Raw genomic sequence first — 26,355 nt, forward strand, 5'->3', positions numbered from 1 at the left:
TCCCCGTTGCGTTAGGTGAAAAAAAGCGGCCGGCACGAGAACCAGCCGCTGATCTGACCATCGGCTAATTGCCCCGACGGTTCAAGAAGTTGGGAAGGTCCGGGGCCAGTTTCGTGGCCCCGGAAAGGTCGTTTACTGCCAGGATTTGATCAACTCGTCATAGGAAACAGTGACGGGCGTTTCATCTTCGTTTTCAAGCTTCGGCTTTGGCGAACCGGGCTGCGACAGCCAGTACTCCGCATCCTTTTCTTCGTTCATCACCGGGCCAAGTTCACCCTGAACCCCTGCACGCTCAAGACGGATCAGGACTTTTTCCTGATCGGCGCAAAGGGAATCCAGCGCTTCTTGCGGGGTTTTCGCACCGGACATTGCGTCGCCGATGTTCTGCCACCACAGTTGGGCCAGCTTTGGATAGTCAGGGACGTTGGTGCCGGTTGGCGACCACTGAACCCGTGCAGGCGAACGGTAGAATTCGATCAGGCCACCCAGTTTAGGCGCGCGATCGGTAAAGCTTTGGTGCTGGATCGTGGATTCACGGATGAATGTCAGACCAACATGGCTTTTCTTTACGTCCACAGTCTTGGAGGTGACGAATTGCGCATAAAGCCAGGCGGCTTGTGCACGGTCCACAGGTGTGGATTCCATCAGCGTCCAGGAACCGGCGTCTTGGTAGCCGATCTTGGTGCCCTCAACCCAGTATGAACCGTGTGGCGAAGGGGCCATGCGCCATTTTGGCGTGCCGTCTTCGTTCATCACGGGCAGATCAGGTTCAACGGATGCTGCGGTAAAGGCAGTGTACCAGAACATCTGCTGGGCGACGTTACCTTGGGCAGGGATTGGGCCCGCTTCAGAGAATGTCATACCGGCAGCGGCAGGCGGCGAATATTTTTGCAGCCATTCGATTGCTTTGGTCACAGCGTAAACAGCCGCTGGCCCGTTTGTGGCACCACCACGCGCAACGCACGACCCGACGGGCTGTGATTTCTCGTTGACGCGGATACCCCATTCGTCGACGGGCAGACCGTTTGGTTCGCCCACGTCACCAACGCCAGCCATGGACAGCCACGCGTCAGTGTAACGCCAACCCAGTGACGGGTCTTTCTTGCCGTAGTCCATGTTGCCAAAGACTTCGCCTTCGACGCCAAGACGCGACAGATCGCGACCGGTGAAGAATTCAGCGATGTCCTCATAGGCAGACCAGTTGACCGGAACACCCAGATCATAGCCGTATTTCGCCTTGAAGTCGGCCTTGTTCTGTTCGTCGTTAAACCAATCGTAGCGGAACCAGTACAGGTTCGCGAACTGCTGGTCGGGCAGTTGGTAGACCTTGCCATCGGGACCGGTCGTGAAGGACAGACCGATGAAATCTTCGAGATCGAGGTTGGGGTTTGTCACAGCCGCACCTTCGCCCGACATCCAGTCGGTCAGGTTGCGCGCCTGCTGGTACCGCCAGTGGGTGCCGATCAGGTCGGAGTCGTTGATATAGGCGTCATAGATGTTTTCGCCCGACTGCATTTGCGTTTGCAGCTTTTCAACAACGTCGCCTTCGCCGATCAGGTCATGTGTGACCTTGATGCCGGTGATGGCCTCGAACGCGGGGGCCAGAACGTTGGCTTCGTATTCGTGGGTGCCGATTGTCTCGGAGACCACGTTGATGGACATGCCTTTGTAGGGCTCTGCCGCATCTACGAAAAACTGAAGTTCGGCTTCCTGGTCGGCGCGGGACAGCGTTGACAGATCGCCGATCTCGCTATCAAGGAATGCCTTTGCGGCATTCATGTCTGCGAACGCAGGCGCGCCAAGCATGCAAGCAGCAAGCCCGATCGCCGTGGTTCCTTTAAGTCGCAAGTTCATTGTTGTTCCTCCCTAAATTAGAACAGTGAAAGCAGCCCGGTTCTTGCACGCCGGGGTACCTGATCGACTACACCCAGCGAAAAACCGCGATGGCGTAGAAGAAACACACAATCAGTGCCCCCCATTGGGGTGCGCTGAGCAGTCCGAGCCAGGCCAGATTGATAAAGGCCGAACCCAGCAGCGTGATGAAAAGACGGTCACCACGGGTCGTTTCGATCCCCAAAACACCGTTGCGCGGCGTTTCGGGAAATTTGATTGCCAGCACGGTGAAGGTCACCAATGTGGCCGCAATGATTGCGAAGAAAGTGGCGGTCGGCCATGTCCATGCCATCCATTCCATTAGGTTTCTCCCTTAGACGCGCCCAAGGGCAAAACCCTTGGCGATGTAGTTGCGAACAAAATAGATGACCAAGGCACCGGGCAGGATGGTCAAAACCCCGGCTGCGGCCAGCACGCCCCAGTCGATACCCGATGCGCCCACGGTGCGGGTCATGGTGGCGGCAATCGGTTTGGCATCGACGCTGGTCAAGGTGCGGCTCAGCAGCAGTTCAACCCAGCTGAACATGAACAGGAAAAATGCCGTCACCCCGATGCCCGAGGCGACCAGCGGCGTGAAGATCTTGATGAAAAACCGCGGAAACGAATAGCCGTCGATATAGGCGGTCTCGTCGATTTCCTTGGGCACACCGCGCATGAACCCTTCGAGGATCCAGACCGCCAGCGGGACGTTGAACAGGCAATGCGCCAAGGCAACAGCGATATGCGTGTCAAACAACCCGACCGAGCTGTAGAGCTGGAAGAACGGCAGGGCGAAAACCGCGGGCGGGGCCATCCGGTTGGTCAGCAGCCAGAAGAACAGGTGCTTGTCGCCCATGAAGGAATAGCGGCTGAACGCATAGGCCGCCGGCAATGCCACCGCCAGCGAGATGACCATGTTCATCACCACATAGGCCATCGAGTTCAGATAACCGGTGTACCACGAGGCATCCGTCAGGATGGTCAGGTAGTTGTCAAAGGTCAGGTCCTGCGGCCACAGGGTAAAGCTGTTGAGGATCTCTGTGTTGGTCTTGAGGCTCATCATCACCAACCAGTAGATCGGCAACAACAAAAACAGCAGATACAGGCCCATCACCACGGCGCTGCCATTCACAGAAGGCAGACCAAGCCCGCGTTTCTGGGGGGACTGGATAAAGTCGGACATCAGTTGCCATCCCTTTTATCAAGGTTCGTCATGACGGTGTAGAACACGTAAGACACCAGCAGGATCACCAGGTAATACATGATCGAGAACGCCGCCGCGGGGCCAAGGTCGAACTGCCCCAGGGCCATCTTGACCAGATCGATCGACAGGAAGGTTGTCGCGTTGCCGGGGCCACCGCCCGTGACCACAAACGGTTCGGTGTAGATCATGAAGCTGTCCATAAACCGCAGCAGAATGGCGATCATCAACACGCCCATGATCTTGGGCAGCTCGATAAAGCGGAACACTTTCCAGCGGCTTGCCTGATCGATTTTCGCGGCTTGGTAATAGGCGTCGGGGATGGATTGCAGACCGGCATAGGCCAGCAAGGCCACCAGCGACGTCCAGTGCCAGACATCCATCACGATGACTGTGATCCAGGCGGCGGTGGAATCCTGCGTATAGTTGTAATCGATGCCAAGTGCTGCCAGCGTGTGCCCCAACAGGCCGATATCGACGCGGCCAAAGATCTGCCAGATCGTGCCAACCACGTTCCACGGGATCAGCAGCGGCAACGACATCAGCACCAGACACAGCGATGCCCAGAACCCTTTCTTGGGCATGTTGAGCGCGACAAAGATGCCAAGCGGAATTTCGATGGCCAAGATGATTAGCGAAAAGATGATCTGACGCCCCAGAGCATCCCACATCCGTTCAGAGCCAAGCATTTCCTCGAACCACTCAAGCCCCGCCCAGAAGAACTGATTGTTGCCAAAGGTGTCTTGGACCGAATAATTCACCACGGTCATCAGCGGGATGACGGCAGAAAAGGCGACCAGCACCAGCACGGGCAGAACAAGAAACCATGCTTTTTGATTGACTGTCTTGTTCATGATCAAGCCCCCATCGGCGCGATGCGCCAGCTGTCGGAATACACATTCACACCTGCGGGATCGAACACGATGCGGTTCATATCGGGCGTTATTTCAGCCCCTTCGGCAGCGATCACGTTGATCTCGGTGCCTTGGAAATCGGCGCGCACGATTTTGTGGCGGCCTACGTCCTCGACCCGTTTGATGGTGACGGGCAGGCCGCTGCCGCCTGCGTGCAAACTGGTGAACTCGGGCCGCACGCCCAGTTCGACATTGCCCTTTGGTGTGCCGAAACCTTTGCCCAGCGAAATCTCTGTCCCGCCCAGCACGGCCTTGTCACCATTCACCTGCGCGGGCAGCAGGTTCATACCCGGAGAGCCGATGAAATAACCGACGAACGTATGCTCGGGCGTTTCGAACAATTCCTGCGGCGTGCCCATCTGGACGACGCGGCCATCATACATCACGACGACCTTATCGGCAAAAGTCAGCGCCTCGGTCTGGTCGTGGGTCACGTAAATCATCGTGTGACCGAATTCATGGTGCAGCGATTTCAACTGCGTGCGCAATTCCCATTTCATATGCGGGTCGATCACGGTCAGCGGTTCGTCAAACAGCAACGCATTCACGTCTTCGCGCACCATGCCACGGCCCAGAGATATCTTTTGCTTGGCATCTGCCGTCAGTCCGCGCGCCTTGCGGTTCAACGTGTCTTCCATCCCGATCATCGCGGCGATCTGTTGCACCCGGTCCTTGATATAGGCCGGATCAGCACCCCGGTTGCGCAGCGGAAACGCCAGATTGTCGCGCACGGTCATGGTGTCGTAGACCACGGGAAACTGGAACACCTGCGCGATATTGCGCTGTGTGGTGGGGGCCATCGTCATGTCTTTGTCATCAAACAGGATGCGACCCTGACTGGGGTGCAACAGGCCAGAGATGATATTGAGCAGGGTGGATTTGCCGCAGCCCGATGCCCCAAGCAGCGCATATGCTTCGCCGTCGGACCAATCAAGGTTCAGTTCCTTGAGCGCAAAATCGTCTTCGGTGACGGGTTTGGGCAGATAGGAATGTGCCAGATTATCGAGGGTGATTTTTGCCATGTCGTGCTCCCTCAGGCTGCTGTTGCATAGGATGCAGGGGCGACCGACGTGCCGTCTTCTGCAAAAATATAGACGTGGGCGGGGTCCAGATAGACATCCAGCATCGTCCCGATCTTGAGGTTTTTGACCCCGTGGATCAGGCCAACCCAGTTTTCCCCGTGGTGATCCAGATGCACGAATGTTTCCGATCCGGTGATCTCGGTCACGTGCAGCTTGGCACTAAAGGACAGCGCAGTCGGGTTGGGCTTTGACAGCTCCAGATGGTTGGGGCGGAACCCGGCCAGATAATCGCCATCGCCAAGGGTTGCGAATGTGCCGGTGGCAGGGGCGGTTTGACCGTCGCCAAAAGACAGGCTGTCGGCGGATTTACGGACGCTGACGAAATTCATCGGCGGGTCGGAAAATACACGGGCTGTGGTTGCATTGACGGGTTGGCGGTACACGATCGGGGTGCGGTCAAACTGGGTGATCCGGCCTTCCCACATCGCGGCGGTATTGCCGCCGAGCAACAGTGCCTCTTCGGGTTCGGTGGTGGCATAGACAAAGATCGAACCGGCTTGCTCGAATATCTTCGGGATTTCGGCACGCAGTTCTTCGCGCAGTTTATAGTCAAGGTTGGCGAGCGGTTCGTCCAGCAGCACCAGTCCGGCGTCCTTGACCAAAGCGCGGGCAAGGGCGCAACGCTGTTGCTGCCCGCCCGACAATTCCAGCGGTTTACGGCCCAGAAACGGGGTCAGCTTCATCAGTTCGGCAGCATTCAGGACGGCCTGGTCAATCTGGTCTTTCGACTTGCCCAGCAACCGCATCGGGCTGGCGATGTTGTCATAGACCGACATCGACGGATAGTTGATGAACTGTTGATACACCATCGCCACGCCACGGTCTTGCACCCGCATTCCGGTCACGTCCTTGCCGTTCCAGATCACCTTGCCGGTGTTGGGCACATCAAGGCCCGCCATCAACCGCATCAGGGATGTCTTGCCCGCCGAAGTAGGCCCCAGCAGCACGTTCATCGTACCGGCGCGCAGTTCCAAATCCGTGGGGTGGATATGTGTCTTGCCGTTCACGACCTTGGACACACCCTCTAGAACGAGTGACATTAACCTCTCCCTTTTCGCAGCGATTGCTGCGTCTCGCTGGTGGTTTGCGGCGCGTTTTGCGCCATCCAAACATCCAGTTTTTCAATTTCTTGCGCCGTCATGCGCAGCCCCAGTTTCGAGCGCCGCCAGACCACGTCGGTGGCCTTGCGGGCAAATTCATTCTTGATCAGCCAAAGCACTTCCTGCGCGGTCAGCTTGGCCCCGAAATTCTGCCCCAGGTCGGCCTCAAGGGCCGCATCGCCCAATACCTCGAAGGCATCGGTTCCATAGGCCTTGACCAGACGGGTCGCCCAGGCGGGTGTCAGAAACGGGTACCGCGCCGCAAGCCGTGCGGTCAGATCGGCAACACCATCGACCGGAAAATCACCACCGGGCAGGGGCACGCCGGCAGTCCACGGCCCCGTGATTTCGGGGAAATACGGCGTGATTTTTTCAAGCGCGGTTTCCGCCAGCCTGCGGTAGGTTGTGATCTTGCCGCCAAAGACATTCAGCATCGGCGCGCCTGCGGTTTCATTTACCTTGAGCACATAATCGCGCGTGGCCGCCGTCGCCGATGTCGCCCCGTCATCATACAAGGGGCGCACGCCCGAATAGGTCCAGATAATGTCGTCGGTCGTTACGGGTTTCTTGAAATAGCTGGACGCGAAATTGGCGAGATAGGATTGTTCTTCGGGGGTGCATACCGGCTTGGTGCCGACATCGGTGTGTTCGGCGTCGGTGGTGCCGATCAGGGTGAAATCAGTCTCGTAGGGGATGGTGAAAATGATCCGCCCGTCTTCGCCTTGGAAGAAATAGCATTTGTCGTGGTCATAGAGCTTTGGCACCACGATGTGACTGCCGCGCACCAGACGCACCCCTTCGGTGGAATTGATCCGCACGGTGTTGCGAATGACGTCTTCGACCCAAGGGCCGCCAGCGTTCACCAACATCCGCGCGCGCACCACACGGGTTTCGCCATCCCCTTGGGGGGCCAGCGTGACGTGCCAGATGCCCTTTTTCTGTTCGGCTGACGCCACTTTGGTTTGGACATTGATCCGGGCACCGCGGGCTTGGGCGTCGCGGGCGTTCAGAACGACCAAGCGGCTGTCTTCGATCCAGCAGTCGGAATATTCATAGGCCTTTTCAAAGCGGTCCTGCAGCGGGGCCCCTTCGGGCGTGCCGCGCAGATCGAGCGACGTCGTGCCCTTGAGGATCTTTCGGCCGCCCAGATTGTCATACATGAACAGACCCAGCCGGATCAGCCAGGCAGGTCTGCGCCCTTTCATCCACGGCATCACGACATTGAGCAGTTTCGATGTGGGGGTGTCGCCCTCGAAGCGCATATCGCGGTGATAGGGCAGGACAAAGCGCATCGGCCACGAGATATGCGGCATGGCGCGCAACAGGGTTTCGCGTTCGATCAGCGCTTCGCGGACAAGGCGGATTTCCCAATATTCAAGATAGCGCAGCCCGCCGTGAAACAGCTTGGTCGAGGCAGATGACGTCGCCGAAGCCAGATCGTTCATCTCGGCCAGTTCAACACTCAGCCCACGGCCTACAGCGTCACGGGCGATACCGCATCCATTGATGCCACCGCCAATGACGAACAGATCGACCACGTCATGATGTTCGTGCTGGCTCAATGAAGCCCCCCCCGCATTCATTTTGCGTCGCAGCCTCCCAGCGTGCGATTGGCCACAAAGGAACACCTAAACCCGATAGAACGCAATAACGAATGTTCGTTTTTGTTCCTTTTTGCAGAACATGCTGGAAACAGGCGATTTTTCGGAAGGTTTATTTTCTGTCTTGGGCGGTTTGTTCGGATTTGCGACGATTCGAGCACTTGACGCTCGGGCAAGACTGCTGATTGTTGCAGGGGCGGCGCATTTGGCAGGGTAGGGCCTTGGCCGCAGGATCCGGCTGGTACCAAGGAGGGGGCGATGGTCTCGAACTTCAGGCAAAAAGAGATACTCGAGCTTGCGCGCAAGGACGGCAAGGTCATGGTCGACGACCTTGCCCAGCACTACGAGGTGACGGTGCAGACCATTCGCCGTGATCTGTCCGATCTGGCCGAAACCGGTCAGCTTGAGCGGGTGCACGGCGGCGCAGTGGTGCCCTCGGGTGTGGTCAACATCATTTACGAAGAACGGCGGCGGCTGAACGATGCGGGCAAAAAGGCCATCGGTGTCAAATGCGCCCAAGCCATCCCCGAGGGCGCGTCGGTGTTCATGAACATCGGCACCACGACCGAAGCGGTCGCGCGCGAATTGCTGGATCACGAAAACCTGCTGGTGGTCACGAACAACCTGAACATCGCCAATATTCTGGCCGCCAACCACAGTTGCGAAATCATCCTTGCGGGGGGCGTCTTGCGCCGCGCTGATGGTGGCATTGTCGGGGGGATGACCGTCGATATGGTGAAGCAGTTCAAGTTTGATTACAGCGTTCTGGGCTGTTCGGCGATTGATGCGGATGGGGATCTGCTGGATTTCGACGGTCAGGAGGTCATGGTCAGCAGCACTGCAATCCAGCGGTCGCGCAAGGTCATGGTCGTGGCAGATCACCTCAAGTTCCAGCGCACCGCCCCGCTGACGATCGGGACCTTGGGCGATGCGGATGTGTTGTTCACCGATGGCGCGTTATCGGCTGAACTTATGGCGAATTGCGCGGCATGGGAAACCGATGTGGTGATCGCATAGCGCGCGGTTTGGCTGACACCGAGGCTGGCACCATGAAAGGGCAGGGATGAAGGAACGCGACAACACCGGCTGGATCTTCGTGCTGCCCGCCGTGCTGGTACTGGGCCTTGTGGGGCTGGTGCCGCTGATCACCGTGGTGAACTATTCCTTCTTCGAGATTTTCATTCTGGATGCGCGGTTCTGGATCGGCATGGAATGGTACGAGGCGATCATCGGGTCGGGCCGGTTCTGGGCCAGCTTTGGCCGCAGCACCTTGTTTTCGATGCTGATCCTGAGCGTGCAAATCCCGCTTGGTATCGCCATTGCGCTGTGTATCCCCAGACGCAAGATGTGGGTCGGGATCACCCTTGCCGTGGTGGCGCTGCCGCTGTTGGTGCCGTGGAACATGATCCCGTCGCTGTGGCTGGCGTTGCTGAACCCGGACAGCGGCATTTTGGGGCGCGGGCTGGGGGCTGTCGGGTGGCCTGCGGATTGGAAACTGTCGATCCCGCATACTTGGGCCGTGTTGGTGGCGATGGATGTCTGGCACTGGACCAGCCTTGTGGTGATCTTGTGCTATAGCGCGCTGACGACGATCCCCGCGTCCCATTATCAGGCCGCCGCGATTGACGGGGCGGGCCCTTGGCAGGTGTTTCGTCACATCCAGCTGCCGCAGCTTTATCATGTGTTGCTGATGGCGGTTTTGCTGCGGTTCATGGATTCCTTCATGATCTATACCGAAGCTTTCCCGATCAATGCTGGCGGGCCGGACGGGGCCACGATGTTTCTGGCAGTCGACTTGGGCGAAGAGATCAAGGCCTTCAACTATGGCCCCTCGGCGGCACGGTCGGTGATCTATTTCCTGATCGTGTTGACCGTCGCCTACAGCTTTAGCAAAGCCCAATCCAAGCTTAGCGAGAGGCAAGCGGCATGACGGGCACCACAGGTCTGATACGCATCGTCAAAGCCGCCTTGTTGCTGGCCTTTGTGGTCTTTGTCAGCCTGCCGCTGGTGCAGATGACGATGATCAGCTTTGTCGCCACGCTTGGGCACCCCGATGCCGAACTGGGGGCGTTCACCCTGCGCAATTACCGTGGCATTTTCACCGACCCGAACCTGCGGTCGGCTTTCGCCAATTCCATCGCCTATGTTGTGATCAATATTTGCATCACCGTGCCGGTGGCGATCCCTGCCGCCTATGCGTTTTCGCGCCTGTCCTTTGTGGGGGACAAGCACTTGTTTCTGGCGTTCATCGCATTTCGCATCACCCCGCCCGTGGTGTTGACCCTGCCGATCTTCCAGCTGTTTTCATCGCTCGGGATTGTGAATTCCGTCTTTGGCATCGCGCTGGCGCATTGCCTGTTCAACCTGCCGATTTCGATCTGGATCTTGCAGGGGTTCATATCGGCAGTCCCAAGGGAAATGGACGAAACCGCCTTTCTTGACGGCTATTCGCGCCGTCGGTTTATCTGGAAGATCCTGCTGCCCCTGATCGCGCCGGGCATCGCGGTGACGGCATTCTTTTGCTTTATGTTCTCGTGGGTCGAGGTCGTGTTCGCCCGCATCCTGACCACCACAAACGGCAAGCCGATTTCGATGGCGCTGAACGCCTTGTTCGGGTTTCAGACCGATATCGGGTTGGTGATGGCGGTCACGGTCGCGTCGATGCTGCCGGGGGCCGCGCTGCTGTTTGCGATGCGCAGCCACCTGTCACGCGGGTTCAAGATCGGGCAGGTCTGACGTTCAGGTGATCACATCAGGCGTGGTCCGGCCAATGGTCGCGGCCATGTCGCTGACGTCCTGAGCGGCGGCCCAAACATCGGCAAGGGCCGCTTGGGTGTCCAGCGTGATGTCGCCATCAGCCCCTGAATACTGCTCAAGATACAGGCGGATGGTAGCCCCTTCGGTACCCGTACCAGACAGACGGAAAACCGCGCGCGCACCGCCCTCAAAGCCGATCCGCACCCCTTGGTTTTTGCTGACGGACCCGTCGACCGGATCAAGATACGAAAACTCGTCAGCGGTTTTCACCGTCAATCCGGCCAGTGTTTTTCCCGCCAGATCAGGCAGTTTCGCGCGCAGGTTTTCCATCAGACGGTTGGCCTTGTCCGACGCGACTGCCTCGAAATCATAGCGCGAGTAATAGTCGCGCCCGTAGGTCTGCCAGTGCTGCGTTAGAATGTCGGCGACCGATTGCTTGCGCACGGCCAGAATATTCAGCCACAACAGCACGGCCCACAACCCGTCTTTCTCGCGCACATGGTTTGACCCGGTACCGGCGCTTTCCTCGCCGCACAGGGTAACCTTGCCGGCGTCCAGAAGGTTGCCAAAGAACTTCCAGCCGGTGGGGGTCTCGTAGGCTGCGATGCCCAGCTTTTCGGCGACACGGTCGCTGGCGGCACTGGTGGGCATCGACCGCGCGATCCCTGCCAAACCGTCGCGATAGGCGGGGGCCAGATGCGCGTTGGCCGCCAGAACGGCAAGGCTGTCGGACGGTGTCACATAGGCCCCGCGGCCCACAATCATGTTGCGGTCGCCGTCACCGTCGGACGCGGCCCCAAGGTCTGGCGCATGTTCGGACATCATCAAATCCATCAGCGATTTTGCCCAGATCGGGTTGGGGTCCGGATGGCCTTTGCCAAAGTCCTCAAGCGGGATGCCGTTGACCACAGTGCCTGCGGGTGCCCCCAAACTGCCTTCGAGAATGGCCGTGGCATAGGGGCCTGTGACCGCATGCATGGCGTCAAACTGCATGGTGAACCCACCGGCGAACAAGGCGCGGATCGCGTCGAAATCAAACAGATCGGCCATCAGCGCCTGATAGCTTTCGACCGGATCAACCACGCGGATCACCATATCGCCCTGTCGGGTTTCGCCCAACTGGCCAAGGTCCACATCGTCAAAATCGGCGATCTTGTAGCGGCTGATGGTTTGGGTGATCTCGTATATCTGCGCGGTCAGTTTTTCAGGGGCAGGGCCGCCGTTGCTGGCGTTAAACTTGACGCCGAAATCCTCGTCGATGCCGCCGGGGTTATGGCTGGCCGACAGAATGAAGCCGCCATTGGTCTTGTTCAGCCGGATCAGATGCGACACGGCGGGCGTGGACAAGATACCGTTTTGTCCGACGATCACTTCGGAGGCACCATTGGCTGCGGCCATTTTCAGGATCGTCTGGATGGCCTGCTTGTTGAAATAACGACCATCACCGCCCAGAATGAGCCGCCCCCCGGCACCGCCGCCGATGGCATCAAAGGTCGCCTGAATGAAATTCTCAAGGTAGTTCGGTTCCATAAAGACGCGGGTTTTCTTGCGCAGACCAGATGTGCCGGGAAGCTGCCCTGCAATAGGTGTTGTCGGGGTGATCTGGCTGGTCATCGTGGTCTTCCTAGGCTTGGCAAATTCTGCCCCCTACTGCGCATCAGACCAGCAGCGCCGTCAAGGCGTGTCTTGGGGTTAAATTGGATGGTTTGTGGGAAATGGCTTTGTTTTGCCAATCGTGACGGGCCCGTGTTGCGGCTTTTCATCCCCCCGCAGAACCCGCACGTGGACGTTTTCGCGCCGATCACCTAATAGTCCCCTTAAAGGGCCGTTTTGCGCGGTCCCTCGATGCTGGAAATATGGGCTGCCAAGGGCGCATGAGCGATCAAAAGACGCGAGAATATGCCGGAACTGTCTGAAAACCCGAACGCTGCAAACACACCGCGGTCCCCGCCGATCAGGAGCAGCGCCTTTGTCACAAGGGCCGCGCGCCCGTCTGTGGCACCCATGATAGATTGAATGGCTTCGTCATTAAATTCATTCAGTTGAGGGGCGTTGTCTGCGCTATGTGTGCAACGTGAAATCGCGCTTCTAGCGCGCTTTGTCGGGCTTTTGACGGTTGCGAGGGATTGGTTGAACAGACGCGCGTTGGAAGCCGAACGGCTTAGGGAGCGCACCAACCCCGCAGGCGGGGGGGGGGGGGAGGTTGGCTTGCTGCTGGGGCGTCAGCAGCCCTTTCTTGCCGACCTCGGATCACATTTTGATGATCGACTAATCTGGTGACCAGTAAAAGCGGACCTTGTCTGCGCGCGCGGCGAATGTCTCGGATGCAGGGCAAAGTACCAATGCGTCGGACACGTTGTGAAAATATGGCACCGCAAGGCAGATACTTCTAGCAACACCTAAATGACCGTCACGCTTTTGATCACGCAGGACGATAGTTTCTTAAATTGTTATCAAACTGACTGGTCTAGCGATTATTTGAAGGCCTCTGGGTTGTCGAAACGGAGTTGTTCCGACGCCCAGTGACATAAATGCGCCCAACCCTAATCTTCGTCGTCAGCGGGTGGCAGATCATCGTCTGGTGGCGGCTGGTCCTCTGGAGGTACGGGTTTGCCGTAAAGGCCCATTTCCCAGTTCTTGTAAATCATATAACCAAAGGAACTAACCACGACAACTGCGACCAATGCAATACCCAGAGTGAATAGCGTATCCTCATTGTCACCGCCGCGACCTGCGCTCGTGGGGAAGTTATTGGGAGTTCTGGCAGGAAGCCTCCGCCCTTCCAAATAGGCAAGTTCCCTTGATCCGATACTGTTTATCCCAGGTGCCCGTGCGTTGACATACCTTGATATGTAATCACCTGCGCCATTCCCCACACTCCCCAAGCGTGCATCTGCTGCGCCGCTTTTGGGGTCAATACGCCACCAAGCCGCAACAGGTGTTGTATCCGTTGGGACACCAAAAATCAGATAGCCGGCGTCAAGGTCATCCTGCGCAGATTTTTCCGCCAGATTGATGACGTCTTCCGGCGTCAAACGTGAAAGTGCGCCGTTCAGAACAAGGCTTGTCGAGGCTACGGCTTGAACGGCATCAACTTCATTGCCGCGTGAGGCGATTTGAACCTCGGTTTCGATTGCTGACCGTACTGCCGCGTTCCAAAGTCGCAATGCCGCGATTTCCTTGGGATTTGGCGTCCGCGACGATGACGCAAGGTCGATGCCATCGATTGTCCAGTCGCTCCACGTGCTGAATGTTTCGGAACTTTTGGGAACGACGCCCCACGTCATGACGTTCGCATGCCCTGAAAACACACAGATGGAACCGTCGGCCGATTGCAGGTCACGGGTCGCCCGTTCCGCGCCGATTGCGATGCCCTGCGCACGCGTCCAGGCAAGCCAGGCCAATGTCTCGGCGCGGATTGTCCCGTCCTCGATGTTGCTGATGATTTGGGCCCGTGAAGCCATGGCGAACTCAAGCTGATCGGCAAATTCGGACGGGTCCAGTCCACCATGAGATACAGTGATATGGCGCACGCCTTCAAGTTCTTGTGCATAGCGCAGGCCTTTTTGCGGCAACCGAACTGCTTCTGCAGGTATAGACGCGGACCGCCTCGTTTGCGCGGAAAGCAGGTCAATCACGGCACGGCGCGCGGTCCGTGTTTCTCCCCCGGGGGCGGTTGACCGAATATCAATCCAAACAGCGGTAACGGGGCTTTCTTCATTGCCAACACTCAGTCCGCCCGAAGCGGAGGCGCCCGGTTGTGCAAAGTCCCGGCCGATTTCGGGTTGCCAATTCAAAATGAAAACTGGCTTGACCCGCTGTGCCAAATCGATTGCATCACCAAGCTTGTCGGCCAGCACACCTGCCAGACCCGCACCTGCCGGCATGAAACCAATCTGAATTGGCATCCCGACAGTATCTCGGACAACAAAGTCCTTTGTGAGAACTGATTGTTCCCGAAGATGTCCGTCCGTGAGGGTTTCAGTCACGACAGCAATCGTCACCATATGCGGATCGGCACCACCCTGTGACAGTGCGGCAGGCTGCGTGAACGCATCCCCCGCCACCATATCGGCAACTGACGGATCAAGGTCGCGCCAACCATCCGGGCCCCGGTATTGCACCCAGTAATGCTTGGTTCCGAAATTGTTGGAAAACGCGGCGGATGCATCGATGTCGCCCATTGCCGCGTCCAGCAAAGAACGATAATCGCGCTGCGCTCGCTTGATTGTCGGCTCGGTTGCTTCGGATGTAAGCCCCAGAAGCTGGGGAATATGAGGGTCTGACGTCAGTGATATCGCACAAACTCCGCTGCGCAAACGATCCGCGATTTCATCAGTCATCGGCGCTTCGGCGATCCGGGCATCAAGCCCCATTTTGCGCAGCAGCACCATTAACAATTCGGACTTGTCTTGCAGGCTCCCACCAGAGGCCGCGATGACCGAGGAGGGCGCGCGCAACGATCCTGCGTAGGGCTCCGTTCGAATTCTATCGCGCACATACATGAACGCAGCTTCGGGATCAGTTCCGAATTGCAGTGCCAGCTGATCGAGCGAAAGCAGCGTCAAGCCGTAACCGTCAATCATATTGATCAACGGATCGCGTTCATCGTCGCTTATCGCGGCATCTGAGGGCACTTCGGTGGGCAAAGGTGATGTGGCAACGCTGCTCGTCGGCGGTCGCAGCCACTCGGCCGGCCCCGTGCCCGCCGCTGCGACGCTTGGAAAGATCGCTTGATTAAAAACGATACCGACCGATACGGTGCAAGTGATTACTTTCGATAAGACCCCCCGTTTTGACGAGAACCACATTCTTATGAACCGTTTGGTCTGAGTACCACAAAAAAATTTAGGGGAGGCCATTGTGAAAATACCTTTTCTAAAATTCTTGTCGATAACAATTCTTTTCCAACTATCCTACGCTAAGCCTGCCGCATCCGATATCCAAGACAATTTGACGCTGGTTGGCATTCCGACAATTGCGCCCAATTTGGCCGAATTATCAGGCGACTTATCAGATGGGATGCAAGACCTGTGGCTTTTCACCGTCTCTCCGGATGATGCCTTGTCGCTTTTTTCGGCGCGCGTTGACGGGCTTGGGGATACGGGCGGTGCCATCGGTTTCATTGGCATCGAACGGAATGACGCAGACGAGGTGACGCGTCGCACGGACGTTTCACAGTCGGGCGCTGCGCCAAGCACGCGTGACGACGTATCGGCGCAGATCGGGCCGCTCATGTTGGAGGCAGGCGAATATATTCTGGGCGTCACGCCATTGATTGCGGGACAAGGGAACTATCGACTGCGGTTCGAAACCCAAAATGCGACCCAAACAACCACTGAGAACACGGGTTTGGCTGTCGGGCTTTGGCAGGGAGAGGTTTCTGATGACGCAGCCTGCTTCGCACTGCCCGACGGCGCTGCTGATTTGGCAGTCTGGGCACCCAAAGGCGCGGCCCTTACGGTCTGGATACAGGATATTGCGGGCGTCAAACATCTGCGCGCCAAAGCTGCACCTGTTTGGCAGGTCAGCGGGATCATTGTGGATAGCTATCAGCTTTGCTTCTCCGGGGCACCGGGCACGCCTTGGGTCGCACAATTGGCCCTGGCCGCCAAACCGGAGTCAGCAAGCGAACCTGATGATACGCCAGACATGCCACGGGCACTGCCCAACGGCGGCACAGTTTCTGGCCAAATTGATGCGCGCGGATCGCAGCGTGACACAGATACCTTTATGCTTCCTGCTGGTCCCGCCAGTTACCGGCTGCTGCTGACGGCACATGAGAGGCAGAAAATCGACTATGAGCTGCGCACCACTGCGGGCACATCTGTCAAGTCAGGGAGTGCCAGAAGCGCAGCGGACATCGCGCCAATCGTCGCAAAGGAGGACCTCGTTCTTTCGTTATCGGGAGACGCGGGCACGAAATACGAAATTTCATATTTTCCCTATCCAACTCCGCAGGACGGCGAGAAAATCGAACCAAATGACACGCTGGCAACGGCCACCATTTGGCCCCTGCAGACCCCCGCTACCGGAAACCTTATTAATGATGACAGTGATTTCTTTCAATTCCATCTGGATGACCCCGCCCAGTTATGGCGGCTGCAAGCGGACGGTGCGGGTGTCCGCCGCTTCACCGTCTATGATGTTTCCAATGAAGTGATCGCTGAGCGGCACGGCAACAACACCGATCTGCAAAGAATTTCCAACCTCTATATGATCCCCGGGCGCTACACCGTGAAAGTCGAAGGTGAGGGGCCGTATAGCTTGCGCATTCTTTCGCAAGGTCCGAGGCGCGACGATGTGGAAATCGAGCCGAACGATGATGCCCAGCGACTTGTCATCGGCCAAAGCCTGCGCGGACAACTTGACCCGGGTGATCGGGATGTTTTCAGATTTTCGGTGCGATCGACCGAGTGGTTGAACCTGCGCGTTTCACCGCCGCTTGGGGAAACCATTTCTGTCTATATGCGGGCCGAAGGCGGCGAAGTTTTTCGCAAGCTCTTGACGGGCGGCCAATCCACCATGGATTACACCCGTGCCTATCAGGCCGGTGACTACGAAATCGAGATCAAGACGGCCGGCGGCATTTCCGGACTTGATGACTACGTGATCGCGCTGCGTCCCTCTGACCAACCGTTCGGTCCGCTCAGGGATCGCGAGCCAAACGACTATGCCCATTCTGCGGAAAACTGGCCCGAAGATGGTCGGCTTGTCGGCAGCGTTGGCATCGTGCAGCAGGATCGGGATGCTTATCGGCTCCGCATTGTATCAAAAGGTGCAGACCTGCGATTTTGCGAGCTGCCCGCAGAGATTACAGTCTCTGTCCAGGGAGCAGACGGACGGGATGTCCGTCGAACGTCGCTGGAAAGGACGGACCAAGGGACTTGCCTGGTTTATGATGATTTGGCGAAGGGCGATCACATTGTCTTTCTAGAGCAAAATTCGAAAGGCTCCCGCACCGGAAACCCAACCGACTATGTTATTGCACCAACGGGGCAGGCGGCAGGCGAACAGGGTGCGCCCTTGCCACAAAGCCAGCTTGCGATCACCATTGATGCCGCGCCCCCGGTTCCCAAATCATTTGTCGAAGGGTTCGAACAGCATCTCCCCCTCGCATTTTCGATTGACGGCTATGATGCCTTGGCCTCTTTGTCGGCCACGCTTGCGGCGTCAGAACCCAATTGGGCAATCAGTGCGCTTGAAATTACCGATCAGGGGAATGGCCGTGCCTTGGTCAAAACCGAACTCATCGCGCCACCAGAACTTGGAGAAAGCGAAATAAGGGTTCATCTGGACCTGAAAAACGGGGGTGGTCGCGGCGTTATCTCTCAGGTTTTTGTGCCGACGCCACTTGTTCCCGTGCAATCTCCTAAACGGGCTTTCGCCGTGCCGGAGCCATTGCTTGGCGGTCTGAATATGGCATCTGCGCAACTTGGCGGACGGATTGTGGCACTCGATGGTGGCGACTTGGACGGGCGAGACCCTGACAAGGCGCGCGGCGCAAACGCGCTGATCGACGGGCTTGCAATTGCCAGCGAAGAATTCGGATTCCGGCATGTCGAAAACGGGCCCCTGTTCAACTTTGATCTTGGCGGTGACGATATCGTGCCTTTGGCAGGTCTGCTTTTGACCCCGCGCGGCGCACCGGGTGCCAGCCGGACGTTGAAGGACTTTTTTGTTGAAGCCAGCGCAGACGGTGTCACATTCGCCGAGGTCCTGCGCGCCACGCTGAAGGCTGATCAAGTCGAACAAGGATTTGTTTTTGATCAGACTGTTTCAGCGCGGGCGTTGCGGCTTGTTCCCTTGTCAAGTTGGACGAACGACAACAACAACCTCTCGCCAGTCCGGTTGGGCGAGTTCAAGGCAGTTGCCGTTCCGGGATGGAGCCCGGAGGGCGGGTCGCCCCTGAATATCGCAGATCCTGCTTTCGGTGGTCAGGTCGTTTGGGCCGACCCCGCAGGCCAGATTGGAACGGATTGGGACCGCGAACTGTTATTGGATGGAGATACACGGCCAAGTCTGGTGCGTGATGTTGACCGCATTTCAGCCGTGTTGGGGTTTCATCATTCGCGGGCCGCAAGTGTATTGGCAATCGACTGGACGCTGGACAGCGAAACGATGGCCGCCCCGAATGCCGGCACCACTGATGCGATCACGATCAGTGCAAGCGTTGAAGGTCCTTTGGGTCCCTGGGTGGAGGTCGCAAAATGGACGTCCGCCGGGCAGGGCGGCACCAGAATTGATTTTGCGCAGCCCATTTGGGCGCGGTATCTTCGATTTGACATGTCGACGAAAACCACGGCTGACTATCTCCGTATCCCCGAGCAGATCCGCGTCTGGGAAGCCGCGTCAACATCACGGCTGCCCTCAATTCTGGGCGAATGGGGCGAGTTTTCGCAAGCCTCTGCATATGAGCGCGACAATGCCGTTAGGCCAACTGTGCTTCCGGCCCCCGCAGGCGGTGCGACAGTTGCTTTGGCTGTGGCCCTGGAACAAGACGACAAGGTTGCGTCATCCGTACAGCGCGGGGTGAACGCCGATTGGTGGGGTATCACCCCGCCAGTTGGTGCAGGCGAATTGCGTGTGACGCTTGATACAAAGCAGCAGGGTGGCGCACATCCCAGCCTTTTTGACACCAATGGCAATGTCGTCGCACTCAGGCGCGCCACCGAGGTCGAGGCTGAAGCGCGCGGGTTGCCAATGCCGCTCTATCTTGCACCGATCGATGAAAATCTCCCCTATGATTTGCGGGTAGAAGAGCCGCTTCGCCCGATCGCCATTGTTTGGGACACCAGCGGATCGACGGTGCCTTACAAACCCGCGATGGACCGGGCGCTACGCGATATCGCCTTGTTGGCAAACCCTGATCGGGACCTGATTGGGTTCCTGCCTTTTGGCGGCTCTCTGCTGGGGGGCAGTTTGCTGGGCGACCCGGAGCTCCTTATTCGCAGGTTGGGAAATGAAACCGCCACTGGCGATTCCAGCAATGCAGAGGCTGCCTTGGTGCAGGCGGGTGGTGCACTGAAGGACCTCGATGGTGTGCGTGGCATTATCTTGATTACTGACGCGGCCACAAACAGGGATTTGCCCCTGTGGCAAACCCTAAGCGACGTGCGCCCACGCATTGGTGCGCTGGCCATTCCATCGACGGGCGCGTTTGGCCGCAACCCTGACCGCGAACGCGACCTGATGGAGAATTGGGCCCGCGCAAGCGGTGGCTTCTATCAATACATCTCGACGCAGGCTGATTTCAGCCAAGGGTTCGCGCGTGCCGTAGACAAGATGCGTGGCCCGAAGCCGTATCAAATCAGCATTTCGTTTGGCCCATTTGTGCCAGCGCCTGAAGGAAGCCTGCGTGCGTTTGAGATGCCCGCCGAAGAAAACAGCGACCAACGCACCACTTCCAGTGTTTTGATCTTGATGGATACGTCAGGTTCCATGCTGCAACGTATGGATGGCAAACGCCGCTACCAAATCGCGCAGACGGCACTTGCCCCTCTTGCGCAGCAAGCCAATGCGCGCGGCATTGCGATTGGGTTGCGGCGCTTTGGAATAGCACCCGATGCCTGCGACACAGAACTGCTGGCTCCCATATCACGCAGGTCGCCAAATGAATTCACCGACATGCTTGCTACGATCGTTCCGCAGAACAACGCGCGGACGCCGATCGCGGCCGCACTGGCGCAGGCTGGCGCGGATTTGGCAAATGCCGTAGGTGTCCCGCGTATCGTCATTCTGACAGATGGCGAAGAAACCTGTGAAGGGGACCCGGAACAAGTGATCAGCGACCTCGCTGCGCAAGGCATCGCTGTGCGGATCGACATTGTCGGCTTTGCGATCGACGATCAGGCCTTGTCCGCGACATTCACTGATTGGGCGCGTGTCGGGCGTGGGCAATATATCAACGTGTCAGACAGTGATGCCCTTGAGCGTGCGCTGCTCGACGTCAGTCAAAAACAGTTCCGTGTGCAGGCCGCAGACGGAACCGAGACGATAGGCACCGTTGGCGGCGATGCTCTGCCGTTGGCTGCTGGGCGCTATACAGTTGTTGTCGAGGGGCGCGACGCGCCACTTTCGGTCGATATATTGGCAGGAACAGAAAGTGTGATTGATCTGACCGAGTGACAGGTTTTCTCATGGGTGCGGTATCAAGAGCACCAATCACGTCGGCCGTCATTCACCAACGCGGATCAGATCCAGTGTCACTCCGAATCCCGCTTCGCGTCGATTTGAATCTCAAACCCGTCCGCATCATCGGCAACACGCGTCACAATCTGCGCGCTCTCCAGGCCATTGCCGCTAAACAGCAACCGCTGCTCGAACAACATGCTGGTATCGAGAGCATAGCCAGCATCCGCAAGAACAGTTTGCCATTCCGGGATCATGCCACTTGGGTCGTCAGAAACACTGACAATGAGCAGATTAGTCGACCCGATCGTCATAGTCTGGCTAATGTCATACGGGTCGGGCAGAACGATGCCAGCGGGTACCCAGTCAGGCAGAACTGCATCCTGCGCAGTCGCAAATGCGGGCAAGAGGCAAAGTGCGATGGAAAGTCGAGAGATCATTGTTAATTCCCTAAGTTACAAAGTCGATGTCGGTAGGGCTGATGTTTTCGCATCGATGCAGATGCATCACGCGCGAACCTATCAGCCAAGAAGTCGGTAGTGAGCGCGTCACCTTGCGGCCAGCAGATAAGCCGCGACCTGCGTCGCAACGGCCTTGGTGTCCTCCAATTCCGGGATCTCAACATTGACATGAATGACCATGTAATCGTCTGTGATCAGGGAAAGCTGGTCGCGGGCCTCGGACCAGACAGCTGCCACCCCCAGATACTCTAGGGGCACCGCATCTTTGTAGGTGGAAAGCACGCGGTCAAAATCCTGCGCGCTCTTCGCCTGTGCAAAGATCGTCATGAGCCTGTCGCCATCAGGTTTGCCGCCCATCTGCACGCGCAGGGCATCGGCACTGTCAGGTACACCCCAGATATAGGTGCAGGTCGGGTATGACTTTTTCTCGCACTCTGCGTATTTCAAGGACGCCTCTGCGCCAAAGGGGACCAAAGTCCGCAGGTCGGCTTCTGACATCGGCATCGGGATTTCGTCGGCCACCAACGGTGACCCGAGAAAGAGGAAGGTTGCAAAGCAGGTTTTCGCGCATAATTTCGGATTAAAGTTGATCACCATCTTATCTCCATGTTGCGGCCTGAATGCGTCATGGCCTTGTTCTTAAATAACGTTCAGCGGCTTCCGATATCGCCTTCCCAGACGGGTTTCAGCCGACGTGCGGGATCGGCGAAAACAGTGATGGATGATCCAACCGGCGGCAAATCGGCCAATGCCGCCGTCAGGCTGCGCCCCTCCAGCCCATCAGCGTCACGCCATTGAAAATGGCCGTTAATCTTCTTTTTCCCCTCGGCAACATGATCGGTTACCGTGGCGACCAAGGCGTCCCCAGTCTCGCGCAGCTTGATGCAGGCGCGCGCGCGGGTCACGCTGAAATTAAGGCCAATCATCCCTGCAAGGAACACACCCGCAGCAATCGCCAGCGTCAGCCAGAACCCGCTTGATAGCTTCTCCAGATCGACAGCGTTCGACGTCGGATCAGATGGCAGGTACCAAACGGTGATTGGCCCCCCGTCTTTCTGAGCCCCGTAAAACTCTTCGCTGACGTCTTGAATGCCATTGTTATAGGGGTCTGACGGTGTGGCGAATGTATATGACATACGAAATGTCTTGCTACCGCTCAGTGATTTGCCTCTGGTCGTGGCGTAGTCCGTCATATGCGTGACTTCACCGATGACTTGAACGCCGTCCGCGGCAAACTGCGACGCGGTTTGGTAGGCTGAAACCTTGAAGGCTCCAAGGCCAAGGCCCGCGATGACAAGTATCGCAAAAACCCAGCCTTGCCGGTGCCAGGCAAAGCTGGCCAAAGACCTCTTTTGATAGCTCATTGGTATTTCCTTGCTTACAAAATCAACGGGTCAACGTCACCGCACGCCAGCTTTTCACAGGTATCCCACCGGACACGGCAGAGGTGTGAAATATGCCGTACATCTGGTCAGGGCCAACAACCATCAGTCGCAATGTCATATCTATGTGGACGCCGTCGATGGTCGCCTGAGTATGGCCGATCAGACGCGCAAGTTTTTCGACACCGCACCCCATCAGCATCTCGACCTCTGATGACGACAAAAGCGGCGCGGGGGACCCATCTTTGCTGGCATCCGCCTCAAACTGCCAAGGTGGCTCATCCGCCCAGACGAATGGAATGGGTTGCTGTGCCTCAGGGTGGGTTCCGACCAGTTGGCCACTTGGCAGCATCTCGATGCCCATCGTATCAATATCACTGTCTGCCGGAAATGGCATTGTCATCGGTCCCGCCACGACGAATCCTGAATGGTGCGCAATGTTCCATGCGCCAACATACATAAGGCTGATCTGATCCCAGGCATCCGCTGTGCCATACCGACAGGCGATGTTCGGTTCGGCAGCCACCGGCGAAGCAGATAGGAAGCAAACCGCGAAAAATCCACGCAGCACCATATTCTTAAACATTTTTCAGGTCTTTCTAGGATGGGAAAACTTTGTGCGTTTCGCGTGTGCTTAGCACATTTTGCACAATTGTATGTTGTTTTGTTCCAACGATGTGGCAAGGTCAGGCAGCTGGGATACGCGGACGCGCAAGTTTACCAGACGAAACACGCTTACGATGCTTGCTGTGATTTTTCTTCCATTTCGGCAGAACCGCTATTCCAAGGAATATAAGAATGATGTTCCACATTCTTCGCGCAACCATTGCCACAATCGCGATCGTCATCGGGACTGCTGGCAGCGCGCAAACCGCGACTGACACCATGACGTTCACAATGGACGGATCAGAGGTCGAGTTGCTTGTATCGCCGAGCTTTGCACGTGCGCAGTCGCGTCGGGAAATTTCAAGTGCGGCAGATTACATCGACGAGATCGACGTCATTGGCTATCTTTTGGATGGAAACGCCATCGACAAGCAGGTGATGGTCAGATTTACGGTATGGAATTTACCCAATGAATTGCGCGTCGGAGGGGCCTACTTCCAAATAACAGAGCGTGGTAACGAAGGCGGCTGGACGACGCTTGATCTTGAAGAAAGGGCGGTCGTCATTTTGAACACCTATGAACGAACAGATGCCGGACTTTTGGTTGAAGCAACTTTTTCCGGTTACCCTGATTTTTGGCCAAACATTTACAAAAAGCCGCAAGAGCGTGGTCCGTTCAAAACTGCCAGCGGTCAATTCTCGATTTTCTTTCCTGCGGAATAAATTAATCACAGCCTTTTCCATAAGATGAGCAAAGCCATGACTGTAAAATACATGATCGCAGTACTGATCGCATTCGCCGGTGCGACAACAGCTTCTTCAGAAGGTGAAATAGGATCACCGATGGAAACCTGTGAAAAGGGCGCAATTGTCAAAGACACAATGGGTGCCACCGGCAGGATCATTTCAGAGATGGCGGGCATGTGCCTGGTGACGTTTCCCAACGGCACGGCAAACGTCAATCCAGGTGGCAGCAATATGCATCCGCCTGCGTCATTGATCAGGCGGGCGGCACTGAATGTGGTGGCGGAAAGCGGTGCGATTATCGGAGAATACCAATGCACAAACCCGTCTGACATGTTTCAATTCTATTTTGAACTTGCAGAAAACGGCACGTATACACTGCAAGAAAGTGCCGGAACCTACGAGAATTCGGATCGCAATTCGATCAATTTCATCGATGGCGAACTTGATGGCGCTTCTGGGTGGATGAACCAGGGGACCATGGGGTTAAGGGTCGCAAACAGTAACAACGAGTTGCGCTGCGTTCTCCAACAGTGATTGACTGTGCTGTAGGCTTGGTGCTGCCTATTGCACGACTGCATACACCAAAAAGCTTCGAACGCATTCTTCGCAAGAATGAGACGAAAACGGCTCCATGCGACGGGCTGTAAGTGCTGGTGCGCGGGACCCAAGTCGGCCAAGGCAACACGTTTTCTTGAATTGAACGGCAAGCAGACTTTCGAGGAATTGCAGAATAATTACGTTTTACGATAGTCTTTTGCGTCCTCCGTTGCGCCTAAAAAGGGCCGCTATCGGCAATTGGGTGTGGTGCAGCTGTCCTAAGACAAATGTTCCGGTTTAGCGATCCGCTGGAAGGGCTGAATTAAAGTGACACTATATCAACGGGTTAGGTGGCGTGGTAATGCGGGCGAGGTCAACCGGTTCCGAGGGGATATCGAGCCCGTGCACGGCTGCAGCGTGCGTGATGATCATCCTGATGACACCGATGTCGATGCCAAGCGTCACGGGACCGGCCCCTTTCTTGGCACGCTTGCGACCATATAGATCAGCATCGCGCGATCGATATGGCCGATCCGCTCGTTGCCAAGGCCGTTCTTCAAAGTAGCCAAGGTTGCAGCTTTACTTCTGCGGGGTGGTTTCCCAACCGTGCACATGTCGTCTATACGCAGGTCGACGAGACCGCCAAACGTCGCAAGGCGCGCGGCGGACGACTTGTTCGGTGACAGGCTCTGATCGACACGCGTTTGAGCCTGACGGGCCCATTTATAGGCGTCGCTTGAGCGGTGAAAGGTCTCGCTGGCGTGAGCAACCCTTGCGTCCGATCTGGACCCGGTATCCACCGGAGGGAAGCTTGCTTATAGTGGCCATATCGTGTGCGCTGAGTGTGCAATGAGTCGTCGAAAAGGGGCAAAGCGGGGGATATTGGGGCGTATTCCTGCGTAGCAACTTTGCCCCGCAACAGTTTGAATGTATAAAGAATGCAAATAAATCAACACGCTAGACTTTCTATTGCACCCATGATGGATTGGACCGATCGCCATTGCCGCTATTTGCACCGGCTGATGTCAAAGCAGACTTTGCTTTATACCGAAATGGTGACTTCGCCTGCTTTGGTGCGGGGCGGGGCTTTGCATTTGCTGGATCACAATGCGCAAGAACACCCTTTGGCGCTGCAATTGGGCGGATCGGACCCGGCCGAACTGGCCGAGGCCGCGCGGCTGGGGGCGCAGGCGGGCTATGACGAGATCAACCTCAATGTCGGATGCCCGTCGGACCGTGTGCAATCGGGCTGCTTTGGTGCTGTCTTGATGGAACAGCCCGCGCTGGTGGCCAAATGCGTGGCGGCGATGCGCAGGGCGGTGGATGTCGATGTCACGGTGAAATGCCGCATCGGTGTGGATGATCAGGACCCCGAAACCGTCTTGCCGGAATTTCTGGCGCATATTGTCGGCGCGGGCTGTGAACGGGTCACGATCCATGCGCGCAAAGCCTGGCTCAAGGGGCTAAGCCCCAAGGAAAACCGCGATATTCCGCCGCTTGATTATGACCTTGTCCACCGGATGAAGGGGCTTTTCTCGAACCTGCATATTTCGGTGAACGGCGGCATTACATCGCTGGATCAGGCCGAGACGTTTCTGGACGGAGGTCTGGACGGTGTGATGATCGGGCGCAGCGCCTATCACAGCCCCGCGGATATCCTGTGTCAGGCAGACCGGCGCATCTATGGTATGGGCGAAGACACCACCGCCGAGGCGGCTGTCGCACAGATGCTACCCTATATTGATGCCCATATCGACGGGGGCGGACGCCTGAACCAGATCACCCGCCATATGATGGGGCTTTTTGCGGGCTGGCCCGGCGCGCGGGTCTGGCGGCGCATGCTGTCTGAAAACGCATCAGGCCCAGATGCGGACCGTCAGGTTTTGATTGATGCGCTAGATGCAATGCAAACGCTGGCAGAGGCGCAAAAAGCGGTGTAGCACAAAGGCCAATCTTTTGAGGAG

21 protein-coding genes are annotated in these 26,355 nt (G+C 57.1%); 7 read left to right on the plus strand and 14 right to left on the minus strand.

The window, feature by feature from the left end; genetic code table 11:
- Positions 1–132 precede the first annotated feature (132 nt).
- From ACSQ13_RS03425 to glpD, 7 genes are all read right to left on the minus strand, one after another.
- Positions 133–1,854 carry an ABC transporter substrate-binding protein gene (locus ACSQ13_RS03425; protein ID WP_176248423.1) on the minus strand — a complete coding sequence of 574 codons (1,722 nt, stop codon included), beginning with the start codon at positions 1,852–1,854 and terminating at the stop codon, positions 133–135.
- Positions 1,855–1,921: 67 nt separating this feature from the next.
- A complete protein-coding gene (locus ACSQ13_RS03430; protein WP_176248422.1) occupies positions 1,922–2,194 on the minus strand; it encodes a DUF2160 domain-containing protein in 273 nt (90 codons plus the stop codon).
- 12 nt (positions 2,195–2,206) lie between these two features.
- Positions 2,207–3,055, minus strand: a complete 849-nt coding sequence (locus ACSQ13_RS03435; RefSeq protein WP_176248421.1) for a carbohydrate ABC transporter permease — start codon at positions 3,053–3,055, stop codon at positions 2,207–2,209.
- Complete coding sequence (locus ACSQ13_RS03440) at positions 3,055–3,927, minus strand: carbohydrate ABC transporter permease (RefSeq protein WP_176248420.1); 873 nt, start codon at positions 3,925–3,927, stop codon at positions 3,055–3,057. The genes ACSQ13_RS03435 and ACSQ13_RS03440 overlap by 1 nt, the downstream gene beginning before the upstream one ends.
- Positions 3,928–3,929: 2 nt before the next feature.
- On the minus strand, positions 3,930–5,009 hold the full coding sequence (locus tag ACSQ13_RS03445) for an ABC transporter ATP-binding protein (RefSeq protein ID WP_176248419.1): 1,080 nt from the start codon (positions 5,007–5,009) through the stop codon (positions 3,930–3,932).
- An 11-nt stretch (positions 5,010–5,020) separates the two neighbouring features.
- Positions 5,021–6,109: an ABC transporter ATP-binding protein gene (locus ACSQ13_RS03450; RefSeq protein WP_295513033.1), complete on the minus strand. Its 1,089-nt coding sequence runs from the start codon at positions 6,107–6,109 to the stop codon at positions 5,021–5,023.
- Positions 6,109–7,731: a glycerol-3-phosphate dehydrogenase gene (glpD, locus tag ACSQ13_RS03455; RefSeq protein WP_295513035.1), complete on the minus strand. Its 1,623-nt coding sequence runs from the start codon at positions 7,729–7,731 to the stop codon at positions 6,109–6,111. Before glpD ends, ACSQ13_RS03450 begins: the two co-directional genes overlap by 1 nt.
- Before the next feature lie 297 nt (positions 7,732–8,028).
- On the opposite strand from glpD, the gene ACSQ13_RS03460 reads away from it, so the two are divergent.
- From ACSQ13_RS03460 to ACSQ13_RS03470, 3 genes are read left to right on the plus strand one after another with little or no spacing between them, the layout of a single operon-like run.
- On the plus strand, positions 8,029–8,787 hold the full coding sequence (locus tag ACSQ13_RS03460; RefSeq protein WP_176248416.1) for a DeoR/GlpR family DNA-binding transcription regulator: 759 nt from the start codon (positions 8,029–8,031) through the stop codon (positions 8,785–8,787).
- A gap of 46 nt (positions 8,788–8,833) precedes the next feature.
- A complete protein-coding gene (locus ACSQ13_RS03465; protein ID WP_295513037.1) occupies positions 8,834–9,700 on the plus strand; it encodes a carbohydrate ABC transporter permease in 867 nt (288 codons plus the stop codon).
- Positions 9,697–10,506 (plus strand): carbohydrate ABC transporter permease, encoded by an 810-nt coding sequence (locus ACSQ13_RS03470; RefSeq protein WP_295513039.1) that lies wholly within the window; start codon positions 9,697–9,699, stop codon positions 10,504–10,506. The genes ACSQ13_RS03465 and ACSQ13_RS03470 overlap by 4 nt, the downstream gene beginning before the upstream one ends.
- Positions 10,507–10,509: 3 nt before the next feature.
- Here the strand turns inward: ACSQ13_RS03470 and ACSQ13_RS03475 are convergent, their stop codons facing one another.
- From ACSQ13_RS03475 to ACSQ13_RS03485, 3 genes are all read right to left on the minus strand, one after another.
- The gene (locus ACSQ13_RS03475) at positions 10,510–12,141 is read right to left on the minus strand and encodes an alpha-D-glucose phosphate-specific phosphoglucomutase (RefSeq protein ID WP_295513040.1); all 1,632 of its coding nucleotides are present in this window, start codon (positions 12,139–12,141) and stop codon (positions 10,510–10,512) included.
- 203 nt (positions 12,142–12,344) lie between these two features.
- Positions 12,345–12,533 (minus strand): hypothetical protein, encoded by a 189-nt coding sequence (locus ACSQ13_RS03480; protein ID WP_435988148.1) that lies wholly within the window; start codon positions 12,531–12,533, stop codon positions 12,345–12,347.
- A 537-nt stretch (positions 12,534–13,070) separates the two neighbouring features.
- The gene (locus ACSQ13_RS03485; RefSeq protein WP_295512523.1) at positions 13,071–15,176 is read right to left on the minus strand and encodes a hypothetical protein; all 2,106 of its coding nucleotides are present in this window, start codon (positions 15,174–15,176) and stop codon (positions 13,071–13,073) included.
- 340 nt (positions 15,177–15,516) lie between these two features.
- Between ACSQ13_RS03485 and ACSQ13_RS03490 the strand changes: the two genes are divergently transcribed.
- Positions 15,517–20,655 (plus strand): VWA domain-containing protein, encoded by a 5,139-nt coding sequence (locus tag ACSQ13_RS03490; protein ID WP_295512525.1) that lies wholly within the window; start codon positions 15,517–15,519, stop codon positions 20,653–20,655.
- Between the two features lie 77 nt (positions 20,656–20,732).
- Here the strand turns inward: ACSQ13_RS03490 and ACSQ13_RS03495 are convergent, their stop codons facing one another.
- The 4 genes from ACSQ13_RS03495 to ACSQ13_RS03510 form a co-directional block, all read right to left on the minus strand.
- Positions 20,733–21,098, minus strand: coding sequence for a hypothetical protein (locus ACSQ13_RS03495; protein WP_176248409.1), 366 nt, complete (start codon positions 21,096–21,098; stop codon positions 20,733–20,735).
- 108 nt (positions 21,099–21,206) lie between these two features.
- Complete coding sequence (locus tag ACSQ13_RS03500) at positions 21,207–21,641, minus strand: hypothetical protein (RefSeq protein WP_435988149.1); 435 nt, start codon at positions 21,639–21,641, stop codon at positions 21,207–21,209.
- 128 nt (positions 21,642–21,769) lie between these two features.
- Entirely contained in the window at positions 21,770–22,483 is a 714-nt protein-coding gene (locus ACSQ13_RS03505; RefSeq protein ID WP_176248407.1) for a DUF3592 domain-containing protein, read from the minus strand.
- A gap of 22 nt (positions 22,484–22,505) precedes the next feature.
- On the minus strand, positions 22,506–23,087 hold the full coding sequence (locus ACSQ13_RS03510) for a hypothetical protein (RefSeq protein ID WP_295512529.1): 582 nt from the start codon (positions 23,085–23,087) through the stop codon (positions 22,506–22,508).
- 212 nt (positions 23,088–23,299) lie between these two features.
- On the opposite strand from ACSQ13_RS03510, the gene ACSQ13_RS03515 reads away from it, so the two are divergent.
- The 3 genes from ACSQ13_RS03515 to dusA all read left to right on the plus strand — a co-directional run bounded on the left by ACSQ13_RS03515 (position 23,300) and on the right by dusA (position 26,331).
- Positions 23,300–23,830 carry a hypothetical protein gene (locus tag ACSQ13_RS03515; RefSeq protein ID WP_295512531.1) on the plus strand — a complete coding sequence of 177 codons (531 nt, stop codon included), beginning with the start codon at positions 23,300–23,302 and terminating at the stop codon, positions 23,828–23,830.
- A gap of 36 nt (positions 23,831–23,866) precedes the next feature.
- A complete protein-coding gene (locus tag ACSQ13_RS03520; RefSeq protein WP_176248404.1) occupies positions 23,867–24,388 on the plus strand; it encodes a hypothetical protein in 522 nt (173 codons plus the stop codon).
- 941 nt (positions 24,389–25,329) lie between these two features.
- Positions 25,330–26,331: a tRNA dihydrouridine(20/20a) synthase DusA gene (gene dusA, locus ACSQ13_RS03525; protein WP_295512532.1), complete on the plus strand. Its 1,002-nt coding sequence runs from the start codon at positions 25,330–25,332 to the stop codon at positions 26,329–26,331.
- The last annotated feature ends 24 nt before the right edge of the window (positions 26,332–26,355 follow it).

It is taken from the genome of Sulfitobacter sp. SH22, assembly GCF_965641905.1.
GTDB lineage: Bacteria > Pseudomonadota > Alphaproteobacteria > Rhodobacterales > Rhodobacteraceae > Sulfitobacter.